The organism is Pseudoclavibacter sp. CFCC 13611, from assembly GCF_008831225.1.
Lineage (GTDB): Bacteria > Actinomycetota > Actinomycetes > Actinomycetales > Microbacteriaceae > Pseudoclavibacter_A.
In genome coordinates this window covers 1-23,400 of sequence record NZ_WBKE01000002.1, presented here as the reverse complement: position 1 = coordinate 23,400, position 23,400 = coordinate 1, and the positions used below count along the sequence as shown (strand labels likewise).

Here is a 23,400-nt window from a genome sequence, read left to right as displayed (position 1 = left end):
CCGGCCCCATCCGACAGATTCTGCACGCTCGCGGTCAGCTGGACACGCTTCAGTGCGCTGAGCCTCCAGCCCAGACACCCATCACATCCAACTGCCACAAATGCCGCCCCACCGCATCCAGACATGGCAGTTGACATGTCTCGATCGCTGAGAGCAACATTTCCCACGCCTCGATCGGCTGGAACACCGTTCTCCATGCCTCGATCAGCGGTTTCTGCACACTTGGGGGCTCAAACACACCCGCCCCCACTCGCTGACCACCGAAAGTGCAAAACCTGCGACCATCAGCGCGGGCAACCGGACGAATACGCCTCGACCGCAGGAATCAGCTGTTCAACGAGCTCGTCACGGCTCAGATCTGCCAGCGGTGTCACCTTCATGATGTAGCGGGAGATGCCGACACCGAGCAGATGCGCCGCGAGCAGCTGACTCTGAACCGTGATCGTGCCGTCGGCTGCGACATCGATGGCGGCTCCAGCCACCGCATCCGCTGAGGCATCGGCAGCCCCACGGCGCGCGGCGAGCTGTGCCAGACCGACGATCAGACGATTCGTCACCATCTGCTGCAGGCGTTCGCGGCTGTCTTCAGATTCCAAAGCGGCACGGAACAGCGCCCGCACCATGAGGGCCGTCTCGGGCGACTCCCACATCGAGAAATAGGTGTCGAGCAGATCGCGAGCACCGGCGCTTTCCGGATCGATCTTCATCAGGTTGCTCAGCATACGCTCGGCGTGCTGGGTGACGGCCTCGTCAAAAAGTCCCTGTTTGCCGCCGAAGAAGTGGCTCACCAACGCGACGTCGACCCCCGCGCGCGTCGTGATCGCACGCAGACTCGCCCCCTCATACCCGCGCTCGGCGAACACCTCTACAGCTGCCTTCAGAATCTGCTCGCGGCTCGTCGAGCCGCCTTTCGGCCGCCCTGGGGTACGTCTCGCTGTGCCGCTGGTGTCTCGCATACACCCATGCTACATTATTCAACGCACGTTGAGTTCAATGAGTGTTGAATTACTAAACAGCGACACAAGGAGCCCCATGAACCCGCAGAATCGCCCGACAGACGACGAGCGCACGCCGCTTGAGAACACGACGCGATCAGCGCCACCGGCCAGTCGCGGCAAACCTGCGAAGCGTCCCCTTCCGATATGGATGCAGGCGCTCGCGCCCGGCCTGCTGGTCGCCGTAATCTGTGGCGTCTTCGTAAGTGCCTTCCTCTGGCCGATGAGTCAGATGCACCCGGAGGGCATTCGACTCGCCGTCGCCGGCCCCGATGCACAGGTGTCGCAGATCGAATCCGCTCTCACCGCACAGCAGGCGGATCTGTTCTCATTCGCCCAGCAGAACGACCGGGACGCCGCAATCGGCGCGATTGAGCGCCGCGACGTCGACGGCGCCGTGATCGTCGGCGAACAGGGCACCGAATTCCTCACCGCGTCGGCCGGCAACGCACAGGTCACGCAGATGCTTGGTCAGGTCGCCACCGGCATGCGACAGGGGCTGGAGCAAAAGAGCGACCAGGCGATCGACGACGCGCTTTCCGCAGCCAAATCGCAGGGCGCATCCGCCGAACAGATTCTGGCCATGCAGCAGACGCTGCACGAGAAGGCGAAGGCTGCGACCACCGTCACGGTCACCGATGTCGTCGGCGGAGGCAACGCGTTCGCGGGGAACCTCACCATGCTGCCCGCTCTGATCGCCGGCATGATGGGCGGCATGTTCTCGATGCTCATGGTCAAACGGCCTTATGCGCGGCTGATCACGCTCGGCGTCGCCGCACTCGGAGCCGGACTCATCGGTGCCGCCGTGCTCGGCCCGTGGTTCGACATGATCCCGGGCAGCTACTGGGCGCACGCGCTGGCGTTGGGTCTCGGTGCGCTGGCGATCAGTTCGGTGATCGCGGGACTCGGCACGCTGTTCGGCCCTGCCGGCATGGGGATCGGGGTCGCGCTCGTTCTGCTGATCGGCACGCCTTGGGGCGGCATCATGGTACCGAACGAATTTCTGCCGGGGTTCATGGGGACGTTCGGCGCGCAACTGCCGAACGGCACGGTCGTGAGCCTGATGAAGTCGCTGAGCTACTTCCCTGATGCCTCGACGAGCGGACAGTGGTTGACCCTGCTGCTGTGGGCAGCCGCTGGAGTCGTGCTGTTGGTGATCGGGGCCATGCTGCGCGGGCGGCGTGGAGGCAAGACGGCCTGACCGACGCCGGGCGGGGCGCTTCGACGGGGCGGTCTGAATATGGGTTCGGGGCGCCATAGAGGATGCTGCGCGGGTGTGCAGATGCCGAAAGTACAAAACCTGCGGACATCAGCAAACGATGCCCACCACTTCTGCACACTCGCCCCGCATTCAGCAGGTTCTGCACACTCGAGTTCAGACACCGGCTCCATTCGACAGATTCTGCACACTCGCGCCCGAGCATCCACCCCGCTCATTAGGTTCTGCACACTCGCAGCCAGCCACCGACCCCATTCAGCAGGTTCTGCACACTCGAGTCCTGTGGCACTCCTTTCATCGTGCTGCGTCTCGGTCCCTAGCCTGCCCACCCCATCCAGCCGCCGCAAATGCTGCACCACCGCATCCAGACATGACACTTGGCATGCCTCGATCGCCTAGAGCCACAATTCCCATGCCTCGATCGCCTAGAGCGACAATTCCCATGTCTCGATCGGCAGAAACAGCATTTCCCATGCCTCGGTCCCACCCAGCGTGGAATCACAGCAGTCCAAGACCAGAAACAGCCCCGCCCGAATCAGAAGTCGTCGGCCTTGCGCCGGCGGGCCCTGCGTTCGCGCGCGCGAGCATCGGCCGCGGCACGACGGGCGGCGGCTCGCTCCTCGAAGGTCTGCGGCCGGGCAACACCCGAATCACGGTCTGAGGCAGATGATGCGGATGCTCCGCTCTCCCCCGCCTCCCCGTGTGCGCTGGTCTGAGCGTGGGTTTCAGAAGCCGAGCCAGCCTCTGAAGACCGAGAAGCGGCCGATGCACTGCGGCCCTGACGCCCTGCGCCCGCAGCACGAGATCCCTTCGACGCCGAATCGCCGCTGTCGGTCCGTCTGGCACTGGTGCGCGCAGAACCTGTGCCACGTCGACTCCCCGTCTGACCTGCGGCGCCGCTCTCAGCGCCAACACCTGCCCCGCTTGGAGCGCCAACACCGCCAGCACTCCCCCCAGTGCCGACACCGCTGCTCTCAGCCCCAGCGTCAGAGCTCTCAATCGCAGCAGCGACCGGAGCCTCGATCACTTCGAGACTGACCAGAACTCCGGTCACCCAGTCGACCAGCGGCTGCACATCGTCCAAGCCCAGCAGCTCTTCGGGCACGGTGATCAGCGCCCCGCCGCCCGCGGGCAGCATCGTGTACGAGCCGTAGAGCCGGCGCAGGCGCATCTGCAGCGAATCGCTCAACTCCAGCGGCGCGAGGCGCAGCCGACCGCTCACCGCGATGACCTCGGCCAGCCCGGAGCCCGCGAGCGCGCGCCGCAGACGCGACACCGAGATGAGATTGCGCACGGGCAGCGGCAGCCTGCCGTAGCGGTCTTCGAACTCCTCGACCACCGCGTCGATGGCTCCGTCGCGCCCGGTCGGGCTCGAGGCGGTCGCCAGCTTCTGATAGGCCTCGAGTCGAAGTCGCTCCGAGTCGACGTAATCGGTCGGAATGTGCGCATCGACCGGAAGCTCGAGCCGAAGCTCGATCTGCTCCGCAGTATCCCCGCCTTTGAACGCGTCGACGGCCTCGCCGACCATCCGCAGGTACAGGTCGAACCCGACTCCCGCGATGTGTCCGCTCTGCTCGCCGCCCAGCAGGTTGCCCGCACCGCGCAGCTCCAAGTCTTTCATCGCGACCTGCATGCCGGCGCCGAGCTCGTTGTTCGCAGCGATCGTCTCAAGCCGGTCGTGGGCGGTGTCGGTCAGCGTCTTCTCCGGGTCGTACAGGAAGTACGCGTAGGCACGCTCGCGCCCGCGCCCCACACGCCCGCGCAACTGGTGCAGCTGCGACAGACCATAGCGCTGTGCATCGTCGACGATCAGTGTGTTCGCATTCTGAATGTCCATGCCGGTCTCGATGATCGTGGTCGAGACGAGCACGTCGAACTTCTGCTCCCAGAAGTCGACGATGACCCGCTCCAGCTCGCTCTCGCCCATCTGTCCGTGCGCGACGCCGACGCGTGCCTCGGGCACCAGCTCGGCGATGTGCGCCGCAGCCTTGGCGATGTCGCCGACACGGTTGTGCACATAGAACACCTGCCCCTCGCGCAGCAGCTCGCGTCGCACCGCCGCGGCGACCTGCTTGTCGCTGAACGCCCCCACATACGTGAGCACCGGGTGACGTGACTCGGGCGGTGTCGCGAGCGTTGACATCTCGCGGATGCCCGTGACAGCCATCTCCAGGGTGCGCGGAATCGGCGTGGCGCTCATCGAGAGCACGTCCACATTCGTCTTCAGCTCTTTGAGACGCTCCTTGTGCTCGACGCCGAAGCGCTGCTCCTCATCGATGATCACCAGCCCGATCTTCTTGAAGTGCACGCTCTTGCTCAGAATGCGGTGGGTGCCGATCACCATGTCGACTGACCCGTCGGCGAGTCCTGCGATCGTGTCGGCGGTCTCTTTCGCCGTCTGAAAACGCGAGAGCGTGCGCAGCTTCACCGGAAAACCCGCATACCGCTCGGCGAACGTCTCGGCGTGCTGCTGCGCAAGCAGTGTGGTCGGCACCAGCATCGCGACCTGGTAGCCGTCCTGAATCGCCTTGAACGCCGCACGCACCGCGACCTCGGTCTTGCCGAAGCCGACGTCGCCGGCGAGCAGGCGATCCATGGGCATCTCGCGCTCCATGTCGTGCTTGACCTCGTCGATGGTCTGCAGCTGATCAGGCGTCTCGGCGTACGGAAAGGCCTCTTCGAGCTCGTGCTGCCAGGGGGTGTCTGGCCCGAAGGCGTGCCCTTTCGCCCGGGTGCGCTCGGCATAGAGCTTCACCAGCCCGACCGCGATCTCGCGCACCGCCTTGCGGGCCTTGCTCTTGGTGCGCGACCAGTCCGAGCCGCCGAGCTTCGACAGCGTCGGGTCTTCCCCGCCCACATACCGCGTCAGCTGGTCCAGCTGGTCGGTCGGCACGTAGAGCCGGTCGCCCGGGTGTCCCTTCTTGCTCGGTGCGTACTCGATCACGAGGTATTCGCGCAGATGCCGGCCGTCACGCCCGCCGACCTCACGGCTGGTCAGCTCGATGAACCGGCCGATGCCGTGCTTGTCGTGCACGACCAGGTCTCCGGGCTTCAGCTGCAGCGGATCGACCGTCTTGCGTCGCCGGCTCGCCAGCTTCTTCGGCTGGCCGCGGTTGTAGCTGGCAGTGCGCCCGAAGAACTCGGCCTCGGTGATCAGCGCCAGCCGTTCGTCGGCGAGCTCCCAGCCCTCGTCGACGTCGGCCACGAGGATGCTGGCCACGCCCGCCTCGATGGCTCCGGCGGATGCGGCGCGCGCGGCGACCTCCTGATCGGCAAGCAGCTGCATGGTGCGGGCGGCCGTGCCCTTGGCAGCCGCCGTGATCACCACGCGCCAGCCGTCAGAGAGCAGAGCGCGAACATGCTCGACCGCGCCGTTGGCGTCGCCTGCGAAGCTCGGGACGGCCCGCGCGACCACGGGCACCGATCCGGCGGGCGCGTCTGCGGCATCCGCCCCACCCGTGTCGGCGCCGGCGATCTCGCTGTCGAACGGCGACAGCTGCCACCAGTGGCGTGGAGATGCCGCCTTGCGCAGCGCGTCCAGGTCGAGATACTCGCCGGCGCTGAGGTCGATCGGCGCTTCGGCTCCGGCGACTGCGGCACTCCACGCCGCCTCGAGAAACTCGCGGTTGGTCGCGACCAGATTCTCGGCGCGGGTACGGGCTCGCTCCGGGCTCACGACGGCGACGACGGCATCGCGCGCGAGGTAGTCGGTGATCGGCACGAGATGATCGTCGAGCGCGGGAGCCAGCGATTCCATGCCCTCGACCGGAATGCCCTGCGAGAGCTTCTCGAGCATGCCCGAGAGGTTCGGAAACTCGTGCTGCATCTCGGCGGCGCGCTGACGCACGTGCTCGGTGAGCAGCAGCTCACGGCTGGCGCCGATGTCGACCTGGTCGAGCTGCTGTTCGTCGGTGCGCTGGTCGGCCACGTGGAACGGCTTGATGGTATCGACCTCGTCGCCGAACAGCTCGATGCGCACCGGATAGTCGGCGGTCGGCGGGAACACGTCGATGATTCCGCCGCGCACGGTGAACTCGCCGCGACGGGTGACCAGGTCTACGCGTGCGTAGGCCATCTCGACGAGGCGGGTGGCGAACTCTTCGAGCGGGTGGTCCTCGCCCACCGCGACATGCAGTGGGCGAATGCTGGCGAGGTTGTCGGCGACCGGCTGCAGTGCCGCTCGCACACTCGCGATCACGATCTGCACCTGCGGCTGAGCCGCAGCCGCGCCGCCCTCTGCAGCCGGGGTCTGCTCGGAGCTCGACGCGGCATCCGCCTCGCCGCCTGCACCGCGCGCATCGCGCCAGTCGGCGAGTGAGCGCAGCACCTCGAGACGCTGCCCGGTGACCTGCGGCGACGGGCTCAGTCGCTCATGCGGCAGGGTCTCCCACGCCGGCAGCTCCTGCACCGAGGCTTCTGGCAGCAGCTCGCGCAGAGCGCGCAGCAGCACGTCGGCCTCACGCCCCGTCGGCGTGATGATCAGGTACTGCCCCCCGGCGTTCGCCGCAGCGAGGTCGCCTGAGTACTCGTCGATCATCGCCGCCAGCAGCGCCGTGCGCAGCCTCTCGATGCCGACGACGTTCAGGTCGCGTTCGTCGATCGCTTCGCGCACTCGTTGAAAGGCCTCGGTGCCCGCGAAGGCTCGGGTGATCGACTCGGCGTGATCCGGCAGCACGAAGGCCGCCTCAGCTGCTTCGGTCTCGGCGTTCCTGCGCTTGGCTGCCATACTCACTTTCGGTTGTCGTGCGGGGCGTGGAAACGCTGCTGGGCCGGTTCGAGACCCTCAGCAGCGAGGGCGAGCGCCGCATCCGCCGCATCGCTCACCAGCATGGGCAGCTCGCGACGCTCGGTGCTTGAGAAGGGACGCAGCACATAGTCGGCGACCGGCTGCCGACCCGGCGGATGGTCGATGCCCACGCGCACCCGCGAGAAGTCACGGGTCTTCGTCGCGGCGATGATGTCGCGCAGACCGTTGTGCCCGCCGTGACCGCCGCCGCTCTTAAGGCGCAGCGTGCCGAACGGCAGGTCGAGGTCGTCGTGCACCACGATCAGGTGATCGGGGGTGATGCTGTAGTAATCGAGCAGGGCGGCGACGGGGCCGCCCGAGGTGTTCATGAAGCTGCCGAGGTGTGCGAGCAGCAGCTTGATCGTCTGGCCCGGCGCATGCGCCGCGTTCGCGGCGGATGCTCGGGTCACGCCCGTCGCTACGAAGGCGTTGGCGCGTTTGTTGCGCTGGAACGATCCGGCGCTCAGGTCGTCGGCGAGGCGCTCGACGGCCATGTGCCCGACGTTGTGTCGGGTCGCCTCGTAGTCGGGCCCGGGGTTGCCGAGACCGACGATGAGATACGGGGTGTCACTCACGGTGCGGTGAATGCTCTCTTCTTGTCTGACAGCCAGCCGTCAATGTGCCTGCAGGTGGAGCTGGGCCGCGCGCGAACGAACGCGACACGGCCCAGCAGAGCGGCTGATCGAGTCGATCAGGCCTCGGTCGTCTCGGCGTCGCCGGCGCCCTCAGCCTCGGCTGCGGCCTCGGCCTCAGCGGCCTCGACGGCGAGCTCGTCAGCCGAGTCACCCATGTCGGCCGCGCTCGGGATGATGACCGAGAGCACGAGGGCCTCGGGATCGGTGACCAGTTCGGCGCCCTCGGGCAGCACGAGATCCTTGGCGAAGATCTTGGTGCCCTCTTCGGCGCCCTCGATCTCGATCTTGACGTTCTCGGGGATGGCGATGGCCTCGACGCTCAGCAGGATGGTGTTGAGGTCGGTCTCGGCGATGGTTCCGCCGACGGGCTCGCCGACGAGGTGCAGCGGCACCTCGACCTCGACCTTTTCACCACGCTTGACCGCCAGCAGGTCGACATGCTCGATGATGCGCTTCACCGGGTCGCGCTGGACGTCTTTCACGAGCACCAGGTGCTCGTCGTCACCGGTCTTGACGGTGAGCAGGGCGTTCGAGGTGCGCAGTGCGAGGCCGAGCTGGTGGGCCTCGAGTGCGACGTGCACGGGCTCTGCACCGTGGCCGTAGATCACTGCGGGGGTCTGGCCCTCGCGGCGCAGCTGACGCGAAGCGCCCTTGCCGAAGCTGGTGCGCACGATGGCGTCGAAGGTGTTCTCGGCGTTGTCTGCCATTTTGTCTCCTTGGTCTGTGGGATGCGCCCCATGCGCACCCGCCGTGTGGCGCCGACGCGCTCGAATCCCGCAGTCTCATGCTGCATGTCATCTGGTGGTCGACGGTTTTCTCAACTCAAGCACTCACGCGCGAGGAGAGGGCGGGCTGCCCACTCACTGCGTCGATAACGGCTGAGACATCTGCTCACGCAGGGGTCTCGGCCCTCGCCGAAGTATCAGTGCACAGTCTATGCCGCGGCGGCCCCGCCTGCCAAGCCGTGAATTCTGCGACAGCTGGGGATTCTCGTACGCTTAACGAGCCAAAGGAGGCCCCGATGTCCCCCACTTCGTCTTCGCCCGAGCCTGCATCCGCCTCGCTGCGCGAACAGACACAGGCGCTGCTGCGCGACACCCCCATCATCCAGGCGCCCATGGCTGGTGCGACCACACCAGAGCTCGCGGCCGCCGTGTCGAACGCCGGCGGCCTCGGATCGCTCGGCATCGGCGGCGCCGACCCGACGCGCGCGGCCGAGCAGATCGCGCGCACGGCAGAGCTCACCGAACGGCCGTTCATGGTCAACTTCTTCGCACACGCAGAGCCGCGTTCGAGTGCGCTGGTGACACAGTCGTGGCTGCGGCTGCTGGAGCCCGAGTTCGCAGCCTTCGCGACCGCTTCGCCGGGCACGCTGCGCGCAATCTACGCCAGTGCGGCGACGCCCGGTGTGAACACCCAGCGACTGGTCGACGTGCTGGCGGCCACTCGGCCGGCCGTCGTGAGCTTTCACTTCGGGCTGCCTGCCGCGGGCGTGATCGAGCAGCTGCACGACGCCGGCATCCTGGTGTTCGTGACGGCGACCACGCCCGAGGAGGCGCGCCTCGTCGAGCGGGCCGGTGCGGATGCCGTCGTCGCTCAGGGGCGCGAGGCCGGAGGACACCGTGGCGTGTTCGATTCGACACTCGACGGCGGTGTCGACGGCGACGCACATGCCTCGCGCGGGTCTTCGACCCTCGACCTCGTCGCGGCGGCGGCGCGAGCCGTCGACCTGCCGCTGATCGCCGCCGGCGGGCTCATGGACGGCGTCGACGTCGCACGTGCCCTCGACGCGGGCGCTGCTGCAGCACAGCTGGGCACCGCGTTTCTGCTGTGCCCCGAGGCGGCCACCGGGCCGGCACACCGCGAGCGCATCCGCGAAGAGGTCAGTCGCGCCCGCGGGCCGAACATCCCCCGCACCGATCTCGGCGAGCAGCAGCTCGAGGCGATCGACCCCACGGCATTCACCAGCGCGGTCTCGGGCCGCCCTGCACGCGGGCTGCGCAATCGAATGCACGAGATCGGCGTGCGGGCCAGAAAGCTCGGTGTGCAGATCCCCGCTTACCCGCTGACCTACGACGCAGGCAAGGCGTTGGCCGCCGCCGCATCCGCACACGGGGATGCCACCTCGTTCGCAGCGCACTGGGCCGGCTCCGAGGTCGGCCGGGCTCGCGAGATGCCAGCGGCCGACCTCGTGCGCACGCTCGTCGCCGAGCTGGAGCGTGCCCGCGGCTAGGTCGTCGTGGGAGGCCCCCGGTCGCCCTGTCAGCTGCACCTCAAGCGAGCGCATCTCCCGATGCGGGGTTCAGAGAGCCCCGGGTCGCCGCATCAGCGGAGGCTCAGTGGGCCCAGGTCGAGGCTTTGTCGAGCTCGGCCACTTCGTCGGCGGTCAGCTCGACGTCGCCGACCGCAAGCAGCCCCGCGACCTGATCGACGCGTGAAGCCGAAGCGTTCGGCGCCACCACCTGCGGCTTCGCAAGCAGCCAGGCGAGGGCGGCCGTGGCGATCGACGTCTGGTGTGCCTTGGCGATCTCTTCGAGCTGGTCGATGATCGCCAGACCGGCTGGCACTGCGTACTTCGATGCGGCACCTGCCCGCGGCGAATCGCCCTGCTCGACGGGCTCGCGGTACTTGCCGGTGAGAAACCCCGAGGCAAGTGACCAGTACGGCAGCACCGCGAGGTTCTCGCGCGCGGCGAGCGGCGCAAGATGCTCTTCGTAGTCATTGCGATGAACGAGGTTGTAGTGCGGCTGGATGGCCACCGGCTCTGCCCAGCCGTTGTCACGCGAAGCCTTCAGCCAGGCCTCGGTCGCCTCGGCAGAGAAGTTCGAGACGCCGATCGCACGGATCTTGCCGGCCTTCACCAGGTCGTCGAAGGCCTGTGCTGTCTGTTCGATGGGCACATTGGGGTCTTCTTCGTGCGCGTAGTAGAGGTCGATGTAGTCGGTGCCGAGTCGCTGCAGCGAGTCGTCTGCTGCGGCTGCGACGTTCGCCGGTGAGAGCCCGGGGCGCTTGGAATACTTCGCCACCTTCGTGGCGATCACCACGGACGAACGATCCCGCCCGCGCAGCCATGACCCGATGATCGTCTCGGATTCGCCGCCGACGTGCTCGTCGTCGGCCCACTCCGAGTAGGAGTCTGCCGTGTCGATCAGGTTGCCGCCGCCCTCGGTGAACCGGTCGAGCAGTTCGTGCGAGCGTTGTTCGTCGGCCGTCCAGCCGAAGACGTTGCCGCCGAACGCAAGCGGGAAGATCTCGATGCCGCTCTTGCCGATCACTCTGGTCGCTGACTTGGTCATTGTCTGCTTTCCTTTCGGTCATGCGCTGTTCGGAGGCGGGCGCTCGTTGTTCAGGCGCAGGCCCACTCGCTCGGATGTCTGCACACCATATCCAGTGTGGCCGTCGTTCGCACGCTACTGCGACGTGTTGCGTCACACGATATTTGTTCGCCTCGACGCTGGCCAGCATCTGCCCGCCCGCCCAGACGCCATCCGACAGGTGCCGCACCAACACCGTGCCACATCCACACACCCACCGCCTCCACGCCCAGCGCCGTTCGCCACATCCACACACCCACCGCCTCCACGCCCAGTGCCGTTCGCCACATCCACACACCCACCGCCTCCACGCCCAGTGCCGTTCGCCACATCCATCCGCCCCAAATGCTCCCCAGAGCCAACCAGACATGCCAAGTTGCATGCTTCGATGCCGCACAACGACATCTCCCATGTCTCGATGGCGGCCCTCTCAGCTCCCCGACGCCGAACGTGCAGAATGCGCGACCATCAGTGCTCAATGCCCGCATCTTCTGCACACTCACCGTGCATTCAGCACGTTCTGCCCGCTCGAGACCAGCCTCGCCTTCCCGGCCTTCCCGGCCTTTCAGGGGTGGCAGGGATGGCAGAGGTGGCAGAGGTGGCAGAGGGTGCCTTCGCCTTCGCCTTCGCCTTCGCCTTTGCCCTTTGCCCTTTGCCCTTTGCCCCACATTTGAAGCCTTACCCGGCAGTCCGCAGCGGCCGATGGCGGCCGGAACATGGCGTTTGACGGCCGGCCGCGGAGACACACGCCCGAACTACTTCCGCCGCCTCCGCAGCAGTCGATACGAGATCCCTGCCAAGACCGGGGCTACGAACGAAGCCGCCAACACGCCCAACGTGGCGTGCTCGGTATGCAGCACCGCATCCGCACCACCGCCGGAGAACGCGAGCTGCGCCACCAGCAGCGACATCGTAAACCCGACACCGGCGAGCAGGGCGACCACCCAGAGATCCGGCCAGCTGACCGACGCCGACGTGCGCTGCACCACGGCTGTGCCAGCGCGCCGAGCGCGGCTGACGCTCCACGCGCGGCCGATCCGCTGCACGATCCACGTCGCCAGGATGATGCCGACCGGCTTGCCCACGACCAGGCCCAGAAAAACTCCGAAGAAGACAGGGTCGGCACCGAGCGCCAGAGCCCCTGCACCACCGGCCACGACTGCGGCGTCTGACACCTCCCCTGCGTCACCGGCCCCGACTGCGGCGTCTGACACCTCCCCTGCACCCCCGCCCCACAGCGGCACCCCGGCACTGACCAGGGCGAAGGCGGGCACGACGATCCACACCGAGAGCTGCTCCAGCATCCGGCGCAGGCGCGGCCGCACCCATGGCCCGATCAGCAGACCGAGCACTACGGCCACAATCGTGGGATGCAGCCCCGGCGTGTAGAACACCGCGAGCACGATCATCGCGAACAGGTCGTCGGCGACCGCGAGCGCGAGCAGAAACGCACGCGCAGGCGCGGGTACTCCCGGCGCCACGAGCGCGAGCAGCGAGACCGCGAAGGCGATGTCGGTCGCCGTGGGAATGGCCCATCCATGCGCAGCCGACCCGCCTGCGGTGAACGCGACGAAGATCACGGCCGGCACGACCATGCCGCCGAGCGCCGCCATGATCGGCGTCAGCGCCCGCCGCGGAGTCGACAGGCTGCCCCGTGAGAACTCCTCGCGCAGCTCGACGCCGGTCACGAAGAAGAACACGGCGAGCAGCCACTCGGCGACCCACTCGTGCACCGTGAGCGGTCCGAGCCGTGCCTCGACCACGCCGTGCCACGCTCCGCTCGCCGCAGAATTGGCAAGTACGAGCGCGACTCCCGTCGCCGCAATCAGCAGAAGGCCGGGCAGCATCTCGGCGCGGCGTCCGCTGCGAGCGCGATGCGCCCGTTCGGCGGATGCATCGGTCACGTCGCGAGCAGCAGAGGCGGCGGGCAGCGTGGTTGCGCTCGGTTGGCTCGCCTCGCTGGCGGCGCTCACGTCGTTCTGCGCGCCCGAGTGGTTCTGCGCGCTCGGCTCGTTGGGTGCGGGCATGTGTCTCCTCGTCTCTGTCGACCAGGCTTCCCGACGCACCACTCGGGCCGAAGGGCACGAGACCGCTCTAGTCTACCGGGCGGTCACGGTAGAATTCTCTGCATGACTTCCAGCGCATCAGCCAACATCGGCGTCGTCGGCCTCGCCGTCATGGGCAGCAACCTCGCCCGTAACCTGGCCCGGCATGGCAACACCGTCGCTCTCTACAACCGCACTCCGCAGCGCACCCGCGATCTGATGCGCGACCACGCCGACGAGGGTGACTTCGTGCCCACCGAGACCGTGACCGAGTTCGCTCAGGCGCTGCAGCATCCGCGCACCGCGATCATCATGGTCAAGGCCGGCCAGCCGACTGACGAAGTGATCCGCCAGCTCAGCGAAGTGTTCGAGCCGGGTGACATCATCGTCGACGGCGGCAACGCGCAGTTCGCCGACACCATTCGACGCGAACGCGAGTCGCGTGCTCGCGGGCTGCACTTCGTCGGCGCAGGCATCTCGGGCGGCGAGGAGGGCGCGCTCAACGGGCCCTCGATCATGCCCGGCGGCAGCGACGAGTCATACGCCACCCTCGGCCCGATCCTCGCGTCGATCGCCGCGCAGGTCGACGGCGAGCCCTGCGTCACGCACGTGGGCACCGACGGCGCTGGCCATTTTGTGAAGATGGTGCACAACGGCATCGAGTACGCAGACATGCAGCTCATCGGCGAGAGCTACGACCTGCTGCGCCGCGGCGCCGGCCTCGAGCCCGCCGAGATCGCCGATGTGTTCGCCGAGTGGAACAAGACCGACCTCAACTCGTACCTCGTCGAGATCACCGCCGAGGTGCTGCGCCAGGTCGACGCCGAGACCGGCAGCCCGCTCGTCGACGTGATCGTCGATCAGGCCGGCATGAAAGGCACTGGCACGTGGACCGTGCAGACCGCCCTCGACCTGGCCGTGCCGGTCACGGGCATCGCCGAAGCCGTGTTCGCCCGCGGTTTGAGCGGCCGCCCCGTTCAGCGTGAGGCGGCGCAGCGGCGCTTCACGGCATCCGCCGGATACCCCGACGGCCAGCTCGGCGTCACCGACCGCGACGCCTTCGTCGAGGCGGTTCGACTCGCACTGCTCGCGTCGAAGATCGTGGCCTATGCGCAGGGCTTCGACGAGATCCGGGCTGGTGCGGCGGAGCACGGCTGGAACATCGACCTTGCGGCCATCGCCCGCATCTGGCGTGGCGGCTGCATCATTCGCGCCGGCTTCCTGAATCTGATCGCGGCAGCGTATGAGGGCGATCCGGCGGATGCTCCGGCCTCGCTGATCACTGCGCCTCACTTTGCCGAGGTGCTCGATGCGACGCAGGGCGCGTGGCGACAGATCGTCGCGCATGCGGCGCTCGGCGGCATCCCGGTACCCGCCTTCGCCAGCTCGTTGGCCTACTTCGACGGGCTGCGCTCGCCTCGTCTGCCTGCCGCTCTCGTGCAAGGGCAGCGTGACTTCTTCGGTGCGCACACGTATCGTCGCGTCGATCGCGAGGGAGCCTTCCACACGCTGTGGTCGGGCGACCGCAGCGAAGTCGAGGCTTAACGGGCGGCGCGCCTGACGTCTGGCGCGCAGAACCCGGGTTCGGGTCGGCTGGCCCCGCAAGGGCGCACCTTTTACCCCCTCGATGCGCTCAGGCAGACGCCTCGAGCAGCCCGGCGGCCACGCCGACCTCGCGCATCTTCGCTGCGATGCTGTCGATCGTCTCATGCGCGTTGAGCCCGCTCGGGTTCGGCAGCACCCACAGCTCAGCACCGGCCAGTCGCTCCGCCTGCAGCCCCATGTGTGCCTTGGGCCGGTGATAGGCGGTCCGGTACGACATGATACCGAGCACCGCGACCACACGTGGACGCACGCGCGTCACCAGCTTGTCCAGATGCGCAGCGCCAGCGCGCAGCTCGTCGGCCGAGAGCTCGTCGGCACGAATCGTCGCGCGGTTGACGAAGTTCGTCGAGCCGAGTCCGGCTGCGACAAAGTCGGCCCGGTCGGCAGCGCTCAGCCCGTGGCTGGCATCGAAGTGTCGATGCACGAGCCCCGACCGTTCGAGCGCAGGCCAGAACCGATTGCCCGGGTAGGCATACGGGGCGTTCACCGCCGCCGTCCACAGCCCCGGGTTCACTCCGACGAAGAGCAGCTCTGTGTCCGGACCGATGATGTCGTCGACCGTTCCGTTTTCATGTGCGAGCAGCTCCGCTCTCGTGAATCGCTTCATACGTGTCGTTGCCTCTCCTGTGCACTGGCGCGCGGCGCCGACTGCGTGCCCGCTGCCGACTGCGTGCCCGCTGAGGCACTTTCCGAGCCTCTGCTCGAAGCACTCCCTGTGACGCTCTCGGAGACGCTCGTCGCAACACTCTTCGACGGTGCGCCCGTTCGGCTCGCCGCATCACGCTGCAGGTCGCGGTCGATCCATGCCATGACCACTGCGGCGAGTCGGTCGAGCTCCTGTGGTGTGAGCTCACGCCCCTTCGGAATGCCGTACCACTTCTCGACGCATCCACGGCAGCAGGTGGCCGTGGCGTGCTGTGCCGGAAAGACCGGGTGCCCGCGATACGGCGTCTGACGCCCATCGTGCACGGGGTGCGCAGCGCCGATCCGTTTGGTCAGCAGGTCACGAGCGTGGGATGCGATGGTCGCCCTGCCTCGCTGCCTCGCGTAGTCAGCGTCGGCCTTCGTCAGACGGAACTTGGCGCGAAAGGTGGACCGCGCAAGTCTGGTCAGCATCCCCGCCGGGTCGTTCATGGTGCGAGGACTACTCGAGAATCTCGCCCAGATCTTGGACCTCGACTTCGTCGTCGACAAGCGGCTTCGGTTCGCCGCTTGTGCCGTGTTTGTGCTCGTTCCAGACGCGGGCAGCGATCTTGGCTCGACGCTCCCAGGCATCCGCTTCAGGGTCTTCGAGCGCACGCAGCACATCTGCGTACGCTTCGAAGAGCCGACCGCTGTATGAGAACGCTGTATCAGGATCGAGCTCCGGGATCTCGAGCGCCTTCCGCGCCTCAGCGAGCTTGCCCTGGTCGCGCCAGGCGCCGCTGACGACGATCGCGAGCTCGACGCGAACCTCGGTGGGCACATCGGTGAGATCGGTCTCTTCGGCCAGCGCGATGGCATCTGCGGGGCGCTCCAGGCCACGCTCGGCGTCGGCCAGGAGCGCGATGTTCAGCTGACTGCCGGTGATGCGACGGTGCGTGCGCAGTTCGCGCAGCGCGGTCTGCCAGTCACCCGAACGATACGCGGCGATGCCGGCGACCTCGCGGACGATCGCGATACGACCAGCTCGCTTCACGGCTGCAGCCGCATAGGTGTAGGCCTCAGCCGGATCATCGTCGATCAGTGCGAGGGCGACGGCCAGCTGCTGCGCGACCACATCGGCGTTCTCGCGAGCGAGCGTCTTGAGTTCGACGCGCATGCCGAACGGCAGGTCGTCGGGGCGCACATTCGCGGGAAGCTGCGGCTCATTGCGCCGCGGTGCGCGGTCGTCGAACCTGCGATCGTTGCGGTCGTGGCCATCATGACGGCGGTCGTCACGAGCGCCGCCGCGACGATCATCGTCCCGACCGCGATAGTTCGAACCCCGGTCATCACGCCGGTCGCTGTTTCCCCGGTACCCTCCACGACGGTCATCATTGCCGCGGAAGTCGGAACGCCGGTCGCTACCGCCACGGAAGCCGCCACGCTGACCGTCACGGTCATTACGGTCGTTGCGGCGATCATCATGACCGCTATATCCGCCACGCCGGTCGTCACGCCGGTCGTCCCGGTAACCGCCCCGGCGATCATCCTGACGGCCGTCGCGGCCATCACGGCCTCCGCGGTAGCCTCCCTGACGGTCGTCGCGATATCCACCGCGACGGTCCTCGCGGTGATCACTGCCACCGCGGTAGCCGTCACGCTGACCATCACGGTCATTACGGTCGTTCCGGCGATCATCACGACCGCGATATCCGCCCGAGCGATCGTCCCGGTAACCGCCTCGGCGATCATCCTGATGGTCGTCCCGGCGGTCACGGCCACCGCGGTAGCCTCCCTGACGGTCGTCGCGATGTCCACCGCGTCGATCCTCGCGGTGATCACTGCCACCGCGGTAGCCGCCACGCTGACCATCACGGTCATTACGCTCGTTGCGGCGATCATCGTGCCCGCGGTACCCTCCGCGAGAGGAGCCCGACCCGTCGCCGTCCCGGCGGGGGCGATCCGACCAGCGACCGCCCCCGCGGTACTCGTGACGTTCCTGGCTGCCGCTCCGGCCGCCTTCTCGGTACTGACGCTTGGGGCCACTGCTACTGCGGCGGCCATTGCCCGCACCGCCCCGGTGGTCGTTTCGTTCGTTGCGGCCGTGACTGCGGTCTCCGCGGCTGTCGTCGCGATCGTTGTATTCACTCATGAGGTCTCTCCTGTTGTAGACAGGGTCTTCATCATGGTGAAGCAATCCTGCCAGTCTCGTGTTGCGTGTGTGATTGGCGTTCGTGTGTGTGGTTAACGACGGAAGGCCACCCCGCTAGCGGGGTGGCCTTCCGTGAATAATGTTCCGGCGGTGTCCTACTCTCCCACACGGTCCCCCGTGCAGTACCATCGGCGCTGTGAGGCTTAGCTTCCGGGTTCGGGATGTGTCCGGGCGTTTCCCTCACGCTATGGCCGCCGTAACGGCTTCGATCACTATTCAGTTCAACCCACACCCACACCCCAAAAGGTGTGTTGTGGTGGTTCCCGGTCATGGATCGGGAACCGCAGAGTGGACGCGTTCATCGTTACAGAAAGAATTTATGTGTGTTGTCAAGTTCTCGGACTATTAGTACCGGTCAGCTCCACACCTTACGGTGCTTCCACATCCGGCCTATCAACCCAGTGTTCTGCTGGGGTCCTCTCACCATAAATGGTATGGAAATCTCATCTTGAGGCCGGCTTCCCGCTTAGATGCTTTCAGCGGTTATCCATTCCCAACGTAGCCAACCAGCCATGCTCCTGGCGGAACAACTGGCACACCAGAGGTTGGTCCATCTCGGTCCTCTCGTACTAGAGACAGATCCTCTCAAATTTCCGACGCACGCAGCGGATAGGGACCGAACTGTCTCACGACGTTCTGAACCCAGCTCGCGTACCGCTTTAATGGGCGAACAGCCCAACCCTTGGGACCAACTCCAGCCCCAGGATGCGACGAGCCGACATCGAGGTGCCAAACCATGCCGTCGATATGGACTCTTGGGCAAGATCAGCCTGTTATCCCCGAGGTACCTTTTATCCGTTGAGCGACAGCGCTTCCACAAGCCACTGCCGGATCACTAGTCCCGACTTTCGTCCCTGCTTGAGATGTCTCTCTCACAGTCAAGCTCCCTTGTGCACTTACACTCGCCACCTGATTGCCAACCAGGTTGAGGGAACCTTTGGGCGCCTCCGTTACTCTTTGGGAGGCAACCGCCCCAGTTAAACTACCCATCAGGCACTGTCCCTGACCCGGATCACGGGCCGAGGTTAGATATCCAAAACAGTCAGAGTGGTATTTCACCAATGACTCCACGACCACTAGCGTGACCGCTTCAACGTCTCCCACCTATCCTACACAGACTGCACCGAATACCAATACCAAACTATAGTAAAGGTCACGGGGTCTTTCCGTCCTGCTGCGCGTAACGAGCATCTTTACTCGTAGTGCAATTTCGCCGAGTTCATGGTTGAGACAGCTGGGAAGTCGTTACGCCATTCGTGCAGGTCGGAACTTACCCGACAAGGAATTTCGCTACCTTAGGATGGTTATAGTTACCACCGCCGTTTACTGGGGCTTAAATTCTAGGCTTCGCCGAAGCTAACCCTTCCTCTTAACCTTCCAGCACCGGGCAGGCGTCAGTCCGTATACATCGTCTTGCGACTTCGCACGGACCTGTGTTTTTGATAAACAGTCGCTTCCCACTGGTCTCTGCGGCCCGACAACGCTCACGAAGTAAATCCGATCACATCACCGGGCCCCCCTTCTCCCGAAGTTACGGGGGCATTTTGCCGAGTTCCTTAACCATGATTCTCTCGATCTCCTTAGTATTCTCTACCTGACCACCTGAGTCGGTTTGGGGTACGGGCAGCTAGAACCTCGCGTCGATGCTTTTCTCGGCAGCATAGGATCACCCACTTCGACCATACGGTCTCACCATCAGGTCTCAGCCGCATGAGGAGCGGATTTGCCAACTCCTCGGCCTACACCCTTAGACGGGGACAACCATCGCCCCGCGGAGGCTACCTTCCTGCGTCACACCAGAGATACGCTAGCCGCACCAGACAGGGTCGAGCGCTAGGCCTCTTTCCCACCCCGAAGGGCAAGCCAGAGGATTCGGGCTCTTAGCATCACTGGGTTGGCTCTGACGGTTCTTCGCCGGTACGGGAATATCAACCCGTTGTCCATCGACTACGCCTGTCGGCCTCGTCTTAGGTCCCGACTTACCCAGGGCGGATTAGCCTGGCCCTGGAACCCTTGGTCTTCCGGAGGACGGGTTTCTCACCCGTCATTCGCTACTCATGCCTGCATTCTCACTCGTGTGGCCTCCACCGCTGGGTCACCCCGCGGCTTCAACGCCCACACGACGCTCTCCTACCCATCCGCACGACTGGACCACGAAGGCCTGTCACAAATGCGAATGCTACGACTTCGGCGGTGTGCTTGAGCCCCGTTACATTGTCCGCGCAGAATCACTTGACCAGTGAGCTATTACGCACTCTTTCAAGGGTGGCTGCTTCTAAGCCAACCTCCTGGTTGTCTATGCAACTCCACATCGTTTCCCACTTAGCACACGCTTAGGGGCCTTAGTCGGTAGTCTGGGTTGTTTCCCTCTCGACAATGAAGCTTATCCCCCACTGTCTCACTGCCATGCTCTCACTTACCGGCATTCGGAGTTTGGCTGACGTCAGTAACCCTGTGGGGCCCATTAGCCATCCAGTAGCTCTACCTCCGGTAAGAAACACATGACGCTGCACCTAAATGCATTTCGGAGAGAACCAGCTATCACGAAGTTTGATTGGCCTTTCACCCCTATCCACAGCTCATCCCCTCAGTTTTCAACCTAAGTGGGTTCGGTCCTCCACGCGGTCTTACCCGCGCTTCAACCTGGCCATGGATAGATCACTTCGCTTCGGGTTTAGAACATGCGACTCAAACGCCCTATTCAGACTCGCTTTCGCTACGGATCCCCCACACGGGTTAACCTCGCCACATATCACTAACTCGCAGGCTCATTCTTCAAAAGGCACGCCGTCACACCAACAAGGGCGCTCCGACGGATTGTAGGCAAACGGTTTCAGGTACTATTTCACTCCCCTCCCGGGGTACTTTTCACCTTTCCCTCACGGTACTCGTCCGCTATCGGTCATCTGGAAGTATTTAGGCTTACCAGGTGGTCCTGGCAGATTCACACGGGATTTCACGGGCCCCGTGCTACTTGGGAAATCCTCCGGGCGATCACAGCATTTCGTCTACGGGACTCGCACCCACTACGGTCGGCCATTCAAGACCATTCAACTATGCTATTCAACTACCCTCGCCGCTCAGCAGCGCGACAGGAGACTCCCACAACCCCGACCATGCAACACCTGCCGGCTATCACACATAATCGGTTTGGCCTCATCCGCTTTCGCTCGCCACTACTCACGGAATCACTAAATTTGTTTTCTCTTCCTGTGGGTACTGAGATGTTTCACTTCCCCACGTTCCCTCTCACAGCCCTATACATTCAGACTGGAGTAACCAGGTCACAGCCCGGCTGGGTTCCCCCATTCGGAAATCCTCGGATCAAAGCTCGTTTATCAGCTCCCCGAGGCATATCGCAGATTACCACGTCCTTCTTCGGCTCCAGATGCCAAGGCATCCACCGTTTGCCCTTCGAAACTTGACCACATAAGTAACGAACACAACAAAATCAATTCATCATGTTCACCAGTGTCATCAGTCCGAACCACCACGACAACAGCCGCAATGGTGCAAACAAAATTGACTACAAATATCTATCCGACACACCCACCAAAAGGCGAGCGTGTCCGATGCTCGCGTCCACTATGCAGTTCTCAACCAACGACCAGCACCGCACCCCAACCAGCCACAAAGACCAGCCAGACCACGGCCCAGAAGGGCCAAAGCCCAAGGAAAACCGTCCAACCACCAAAAGCGGCCGACCCGATCCCCCAGGACCCAACAGTATGCACCCCACACCCAACACACCCAAACACTTTCCAAACCCTCCGAAGAAGACCGTACTCACACTCAAATGCACCAGACGCAGGCATGTCGATGATTCCACCCATGAGCAACCCACCAGCTCTCTTGGAAACACTGGCAGGCACTATCAACGAAACCAAACGGTTCCGAAAGCTCCTTAGAAAGGAGGTGATCCAGCCGCACCTTCCGGTACGGCTACCTTGTTACGACTTAGTCCCAATCACCAGTCCCACCTTCGACGGCTCCTCCCAAAAGGTTAGGCCACCGGCTTCGGGTGTTACCGACTTTCGTGACTTGACGGGCGGTGTGTACAAGGCCCGGGAACGTATTCACCGCAGCGTTGCTGATCTGCGATTACTAGCGACTCCGACTTCATGGGGTCGAGTTGCAGACCCCAATCCGAACTGAGACCGGCTTTCTGGGATTCGCTCCACCTCGCGGTATCGCAGCCCTTTGTACCGGCCATTGTAGCATGCGTGAAGCCCAAGACATAAGGGGCATGATGATTTGACGTCATCCCCACCTTCCTCCGTGTTGACCACGGCAGTCTCCCATGAGTTCCCACCATAACGTGCTGGCAACATAGGACAAGGGTTGCGCTCGTTGCGGGACTTAACCCAACATCTCACGACACGAGCTGACGACAACCATGCACCACCTGTATAGAGACCTTGCGGGGCGACCATCTCTGGCCGTTTCCTCTATATGTCAAGCCTTGGTAAGGTTCTTCGCGTTGCATCGAATTAATCCGCATGCTCCGCCGCTTGTGCGGGCCCCCGTCAATTCCTTTGAGTTTTAGCCTTGCGGCCGTACTCCCCAGGCGGGGTGCTTAATGCGTTAGCTACGACACGGAAACCGTGGAAAGGCCCCCACGTCTAGCACCCAACGTTTACGGCATGGACTACCAGGGTATCTAATCCTGTTCGCTCCCCATGCTTTCGCTCCTCAGCGTCAGTAACGGCCCAGAGACCTGCCTTCGCCATCGGTGTTCTTCCTGATATCTGCGCATTCCACCGCTACACCAGGAGTTCCAGTCTCCCCTACCGCACTCTAGTCTGCCCGTACCCACTGCAAGCCCGAGGTTGAGCCTCGGGATTTCACAGCAGACGCGACAAACCGCCTACGAGCTCTTTACGCCCAATAATTCCGGACAACGCTCGCGCCCTACGTATTACCGCGGCTGCTGGCACGTAGTTAGCCGGCGCTTTTTCTGCAGGTACCGTCACTCTCGCTTCTTCCCTGCTAAAAGAGGTTTACAACCCGAAGGCCGTCATCCCTCACGCGGCGTTGCTGCATCAGGCTTTCGCCCATTGTGCAATATTCCCCACTGCTGCCTCCCGTAGGAGTCTGGGCCGTGTCTCAGTCCCAATGTGGCCGGTCACCCTCTCAGGCCGGCTACCCGTCGTCGCCTTGGTGAGCCATTACCTCACCAACAAGCTGATAGGCCGCGAGTCCATCCCCAACCAAAAAATCTTTCCAACCGCTACAGATGCCTGTACGGTTCATATCCAGTATTAGCTACCGTTTCCAGCAGTTATCCCAGAGTCAGGGGCAGGTTACTCACGTGTTACTCACCCGTTCGCCACTAATCCACCGAAGCAAGCTCCAGCTTCATCGTTCGACTTGCATGTGTTAAGCACGCCGCCAGCGTTCGTCCTGAGCCAGGATCAAACTCTCCGAAGAAAATCTGACATGGCTCTAAAAACCACCACAAAAGTGATGGCATAAAACCAAAAGAAAACATGAACCACCAAAACCAAACGGTCTCAGCAATCCAAATCAATTGGCATCGACATGTGCACACTGTTGAGTTCTCAAGGATCGGACGCAACCAACCATCACCACCCAAACCTGGGCGACTACCTGCCGGCGCAACTTTTCCAGCTTACCACAACCATCCACCAAGTCAAACCAGAACACCCAGACAAAACCAGGAGAACCAGAAGACCAGAACGGCCAAGGCGCTTCACCATGTTACCAGAAATTCACACAACGTCAACCCGGAAAAACCAGACCAACACGCAAACAACCAAGCAACACAGACACCCACCATACACCAAAACCAAACAGCCCCAGCAACACAATGAGCGGCCCCCGCTTGAGGCCCAGAACCCTACAGATCCCAGCACCTTTGGGGTGACAAGAAGAAACAATACCCACACCCCACCAACCACCCAAAACCACACCAACCACCCGGGCGTGTCGAACACCACCAACC

At 64.3% G+C, this 23,400-nt stretch carries 14 protein-coding genes and 3 rRNA genes; 4 read left to right on the top strand and 13 right to left on the bottom strand.

Going from position 1 to position 23,400, the window contains the following annotated elements:
* Positions 1-284: 284 nt before the first annotated feature.
* Positions 285-956, bottom strand: coding sequence for a TetR/AcrR family transcriptional regulator (locus tag F8O08_RS04505; RefSeq protein WP_158042699.1), 672 nt, complete (start codon positions 954-956; stop codon positions 285-287).
* A gap of 76 nt (positions 957-1,032) precedes the next feature.
* On the opposite strand from F8O08_RS04505, the gene F8O08_RS04500 reads away from it, so the two are divergent.
* Entirely contained in the window at positions 1,033-2,196 is a 1,164-nt protein-coding gene (locus F8O08_RS04500; RefSeq protein WP_158042698.1) for a hypothetical protein, read from the top strand.
* Positions 2,197-2,749: 553 nt separating this feature from the next.
* Here the strand turns inward: F8O08_RS04500 and mfd are convergent.
* From mfd to F8O08_RS04485, 3 genes are all read right to left on the bottom strand, one after another.
* Positions 2,750-6,751 (bottom strand): transcription-repair coupling factor, encoded by a 4,002-nt coding sequence (mfd, locus tag F8O08_RS04495; RefSeq protein ID WP_158042993.1) that lies wholly within the window; start codon positions 6,749-6,751, stop codon positions 2,750-2,752.
* A gap of 191 nt (positions 6,752-6,942) precedes the next feature.
* Positions 6,943-7,575: an aminoacyl-tRNA hydrolase gene (gene pth / locus F8O08_RS04490; RefSeq protein ID WP_158037230.1), complete on the bottom strand. Its 633-nt coding sequence runs from the start codon at positions 7,573-7,575 to the stop codon at positions 6,943-6,945.
* A 116-nt stretch (positions 7,576-7,691) separates the two neighbouring features.
* Entirely contained in the window at positions 7,692-8,342 is a 651-nt protein-coding gene (locus tag F8O08_RS04485) for a 50S ribosomal protein L25/general stress protein Ctc (protein ID WP_158037229.1), read from the bottom strand.
* A gap of 314 nt (positions 8,343-8,656) precedes the next feature.
* On the opposite strand from F8O08_RS04485, the gene F8O08_RS04480 reads away from it, so the two are divergent.
* Positions 8,657-9,868: an NAD(P)H-dependent flavin oxidoreductase gene (locus tag F8O08_RS04480; protein WP_158042697.1), complete on the top strand. Its 1,212-nt coding sequence runs from the start codon at positions 8,657-8,659 to the stop codon at positions 9,866-9,868.
* Between the two features lie 103 nt (positions 9,869-9,971).
* Here F8O08_RS04480 and F8O08_RS04475 read toward each other — a convergent pair whose 3' ends face one another.
* Positions 9,972-10,931 carry an aldo/keto reductase gene (locus F8O08_RS04475; RefSeq protein ID WP_158042696.1) on the bottom strand — a complete coding sequence of 320 codons (960 nt, stop codon included), beginning with the start codon at positions 10,929-10,931 and terminating at the stop codon, positions 9,972-9,974.
* 773 nt (positions 10,932-11,704) lie between these two features.
* Entirely contained in the window at positions 11,705-12,976 is a 1,272-nt protein-coding gene (locus F8O08_RS04470; protein ID WP_158042695.1) for a Na+/H+ antiporter NhaA, read from the bottom strand.
* A gap of 102 nt (positions 12,977-13,078) precedes the next feature.
* Between F8O08_RS04470 and gndA the strand changes: the two genes are divergently transcribed.
* Entirely contained in the window at positions 13,079-14,539 is a 1,461-nt protein-coding gene (gene gndA / locus F8O08_RS04465; RefSeq protein WP_158042694.1) for an NADP-dependent phosphogluconate dehydrogenase, read from the top strand.
* Between the two features lie 88 nt (positions 14,540-14,627).
* Here the strand turns inward: gndA and F8O08_RS04460 are convergent, their stop codons facing one another.
* Genes F8O08_RS04460 through F8O08_RS04450 form a run of 3 tightly spaced genes read right to left on the bottom strand, consistent with a single transcriptional unit; the run spans position 14,628 to position 16,427 of the window.
* Positions 14,628-15,206, bottom strand: coding sequence for a mismatch-specific DNA-glycosylase (locus F8O08_RS04460; RefSeq protein ID WP_158042693.1), 579 nt, complete (start codon positions 15,204-15,206; stop codon positions 14,628-14,630).
* On the bottom strand, positions 15,203-15,733 hold the full coding sequence (locus F8O08_RS04455) for a DUF4186 domain-containing protein (RefSeq protein ID WP_158042692.1): 531 nt from the start codon (positions 15,731-15,733) through the stop codon (positions 15,203-15,205). Before F8O08_RS04455 ends, F8O08_RS04460 begins: the two co-directional genes overlap by 4 nt.
* Before the next feature lie 10 nt (positions 15,734-15,743).
* On the bottom strand, positions 15,744-16,427 hold the full coding sequence (locus tag F8O08_RS04450) for a hypothetical protein (protein ID WP_158032132.1): 684 nt from the start codon (positions 16,425-16,427) through the stop codon (positions 15,744-15,746).
* 66 nt (positions 16,428-16,493) lie between these two features.
* On the opposite strand from F8O08_RS04450, the gene F8O08_RS04445 reads away from it, so the two are divergent.
* Positions 16,494-17,471, top strand: coding sequence for a hypothetical protein (locus tag F8O08_RS04445; protein WP_158042691.1), 978 nt, complete (start codon positions 16,494-16,496; stop codon positions 17,469-17,471).
* 46 nt (positions 17,472-17,517) lie between these two features.
* Here F8O08_RS04445 and rrf read toward each other — a convergent pair.
* From rrf to F8O08_RS10945, 4 genes are all read right to left on the bottom strand, one after another.
* Positions 17,518-17,634, bottom strand: a 5S ribosomal RNA gene (rrf, locus tag F8O08_RS04440).
* Between the two features lie 126 nt (positions 17,635-17,760).
* Positions 17,761-20,862, bottom strand: a 23S ribosomal RNA gene (locus F8O08_RS04435).
* Between the two features lie 481 nt (positions 20,863-21,343).
* Positions 21,344-22,865: ribosomal RNA gene (locus tag F8O08_RS04430) — 16S ribosomal RNA — on the bottom strand.
* The 16S, 23S and 5S rRNA genes sit together here, the layout of an rRNA operon.
* 312 nt (positions 22,866-23,177) lie before the next feature.
* A partial coding sequence (locus tag F8O08_RS10945) for a hypothetical protein (protein ID WP_225733567.1) occupies positions 23,178-23,400 on the bottom strand: 223 nt, incomplete at its 5' end.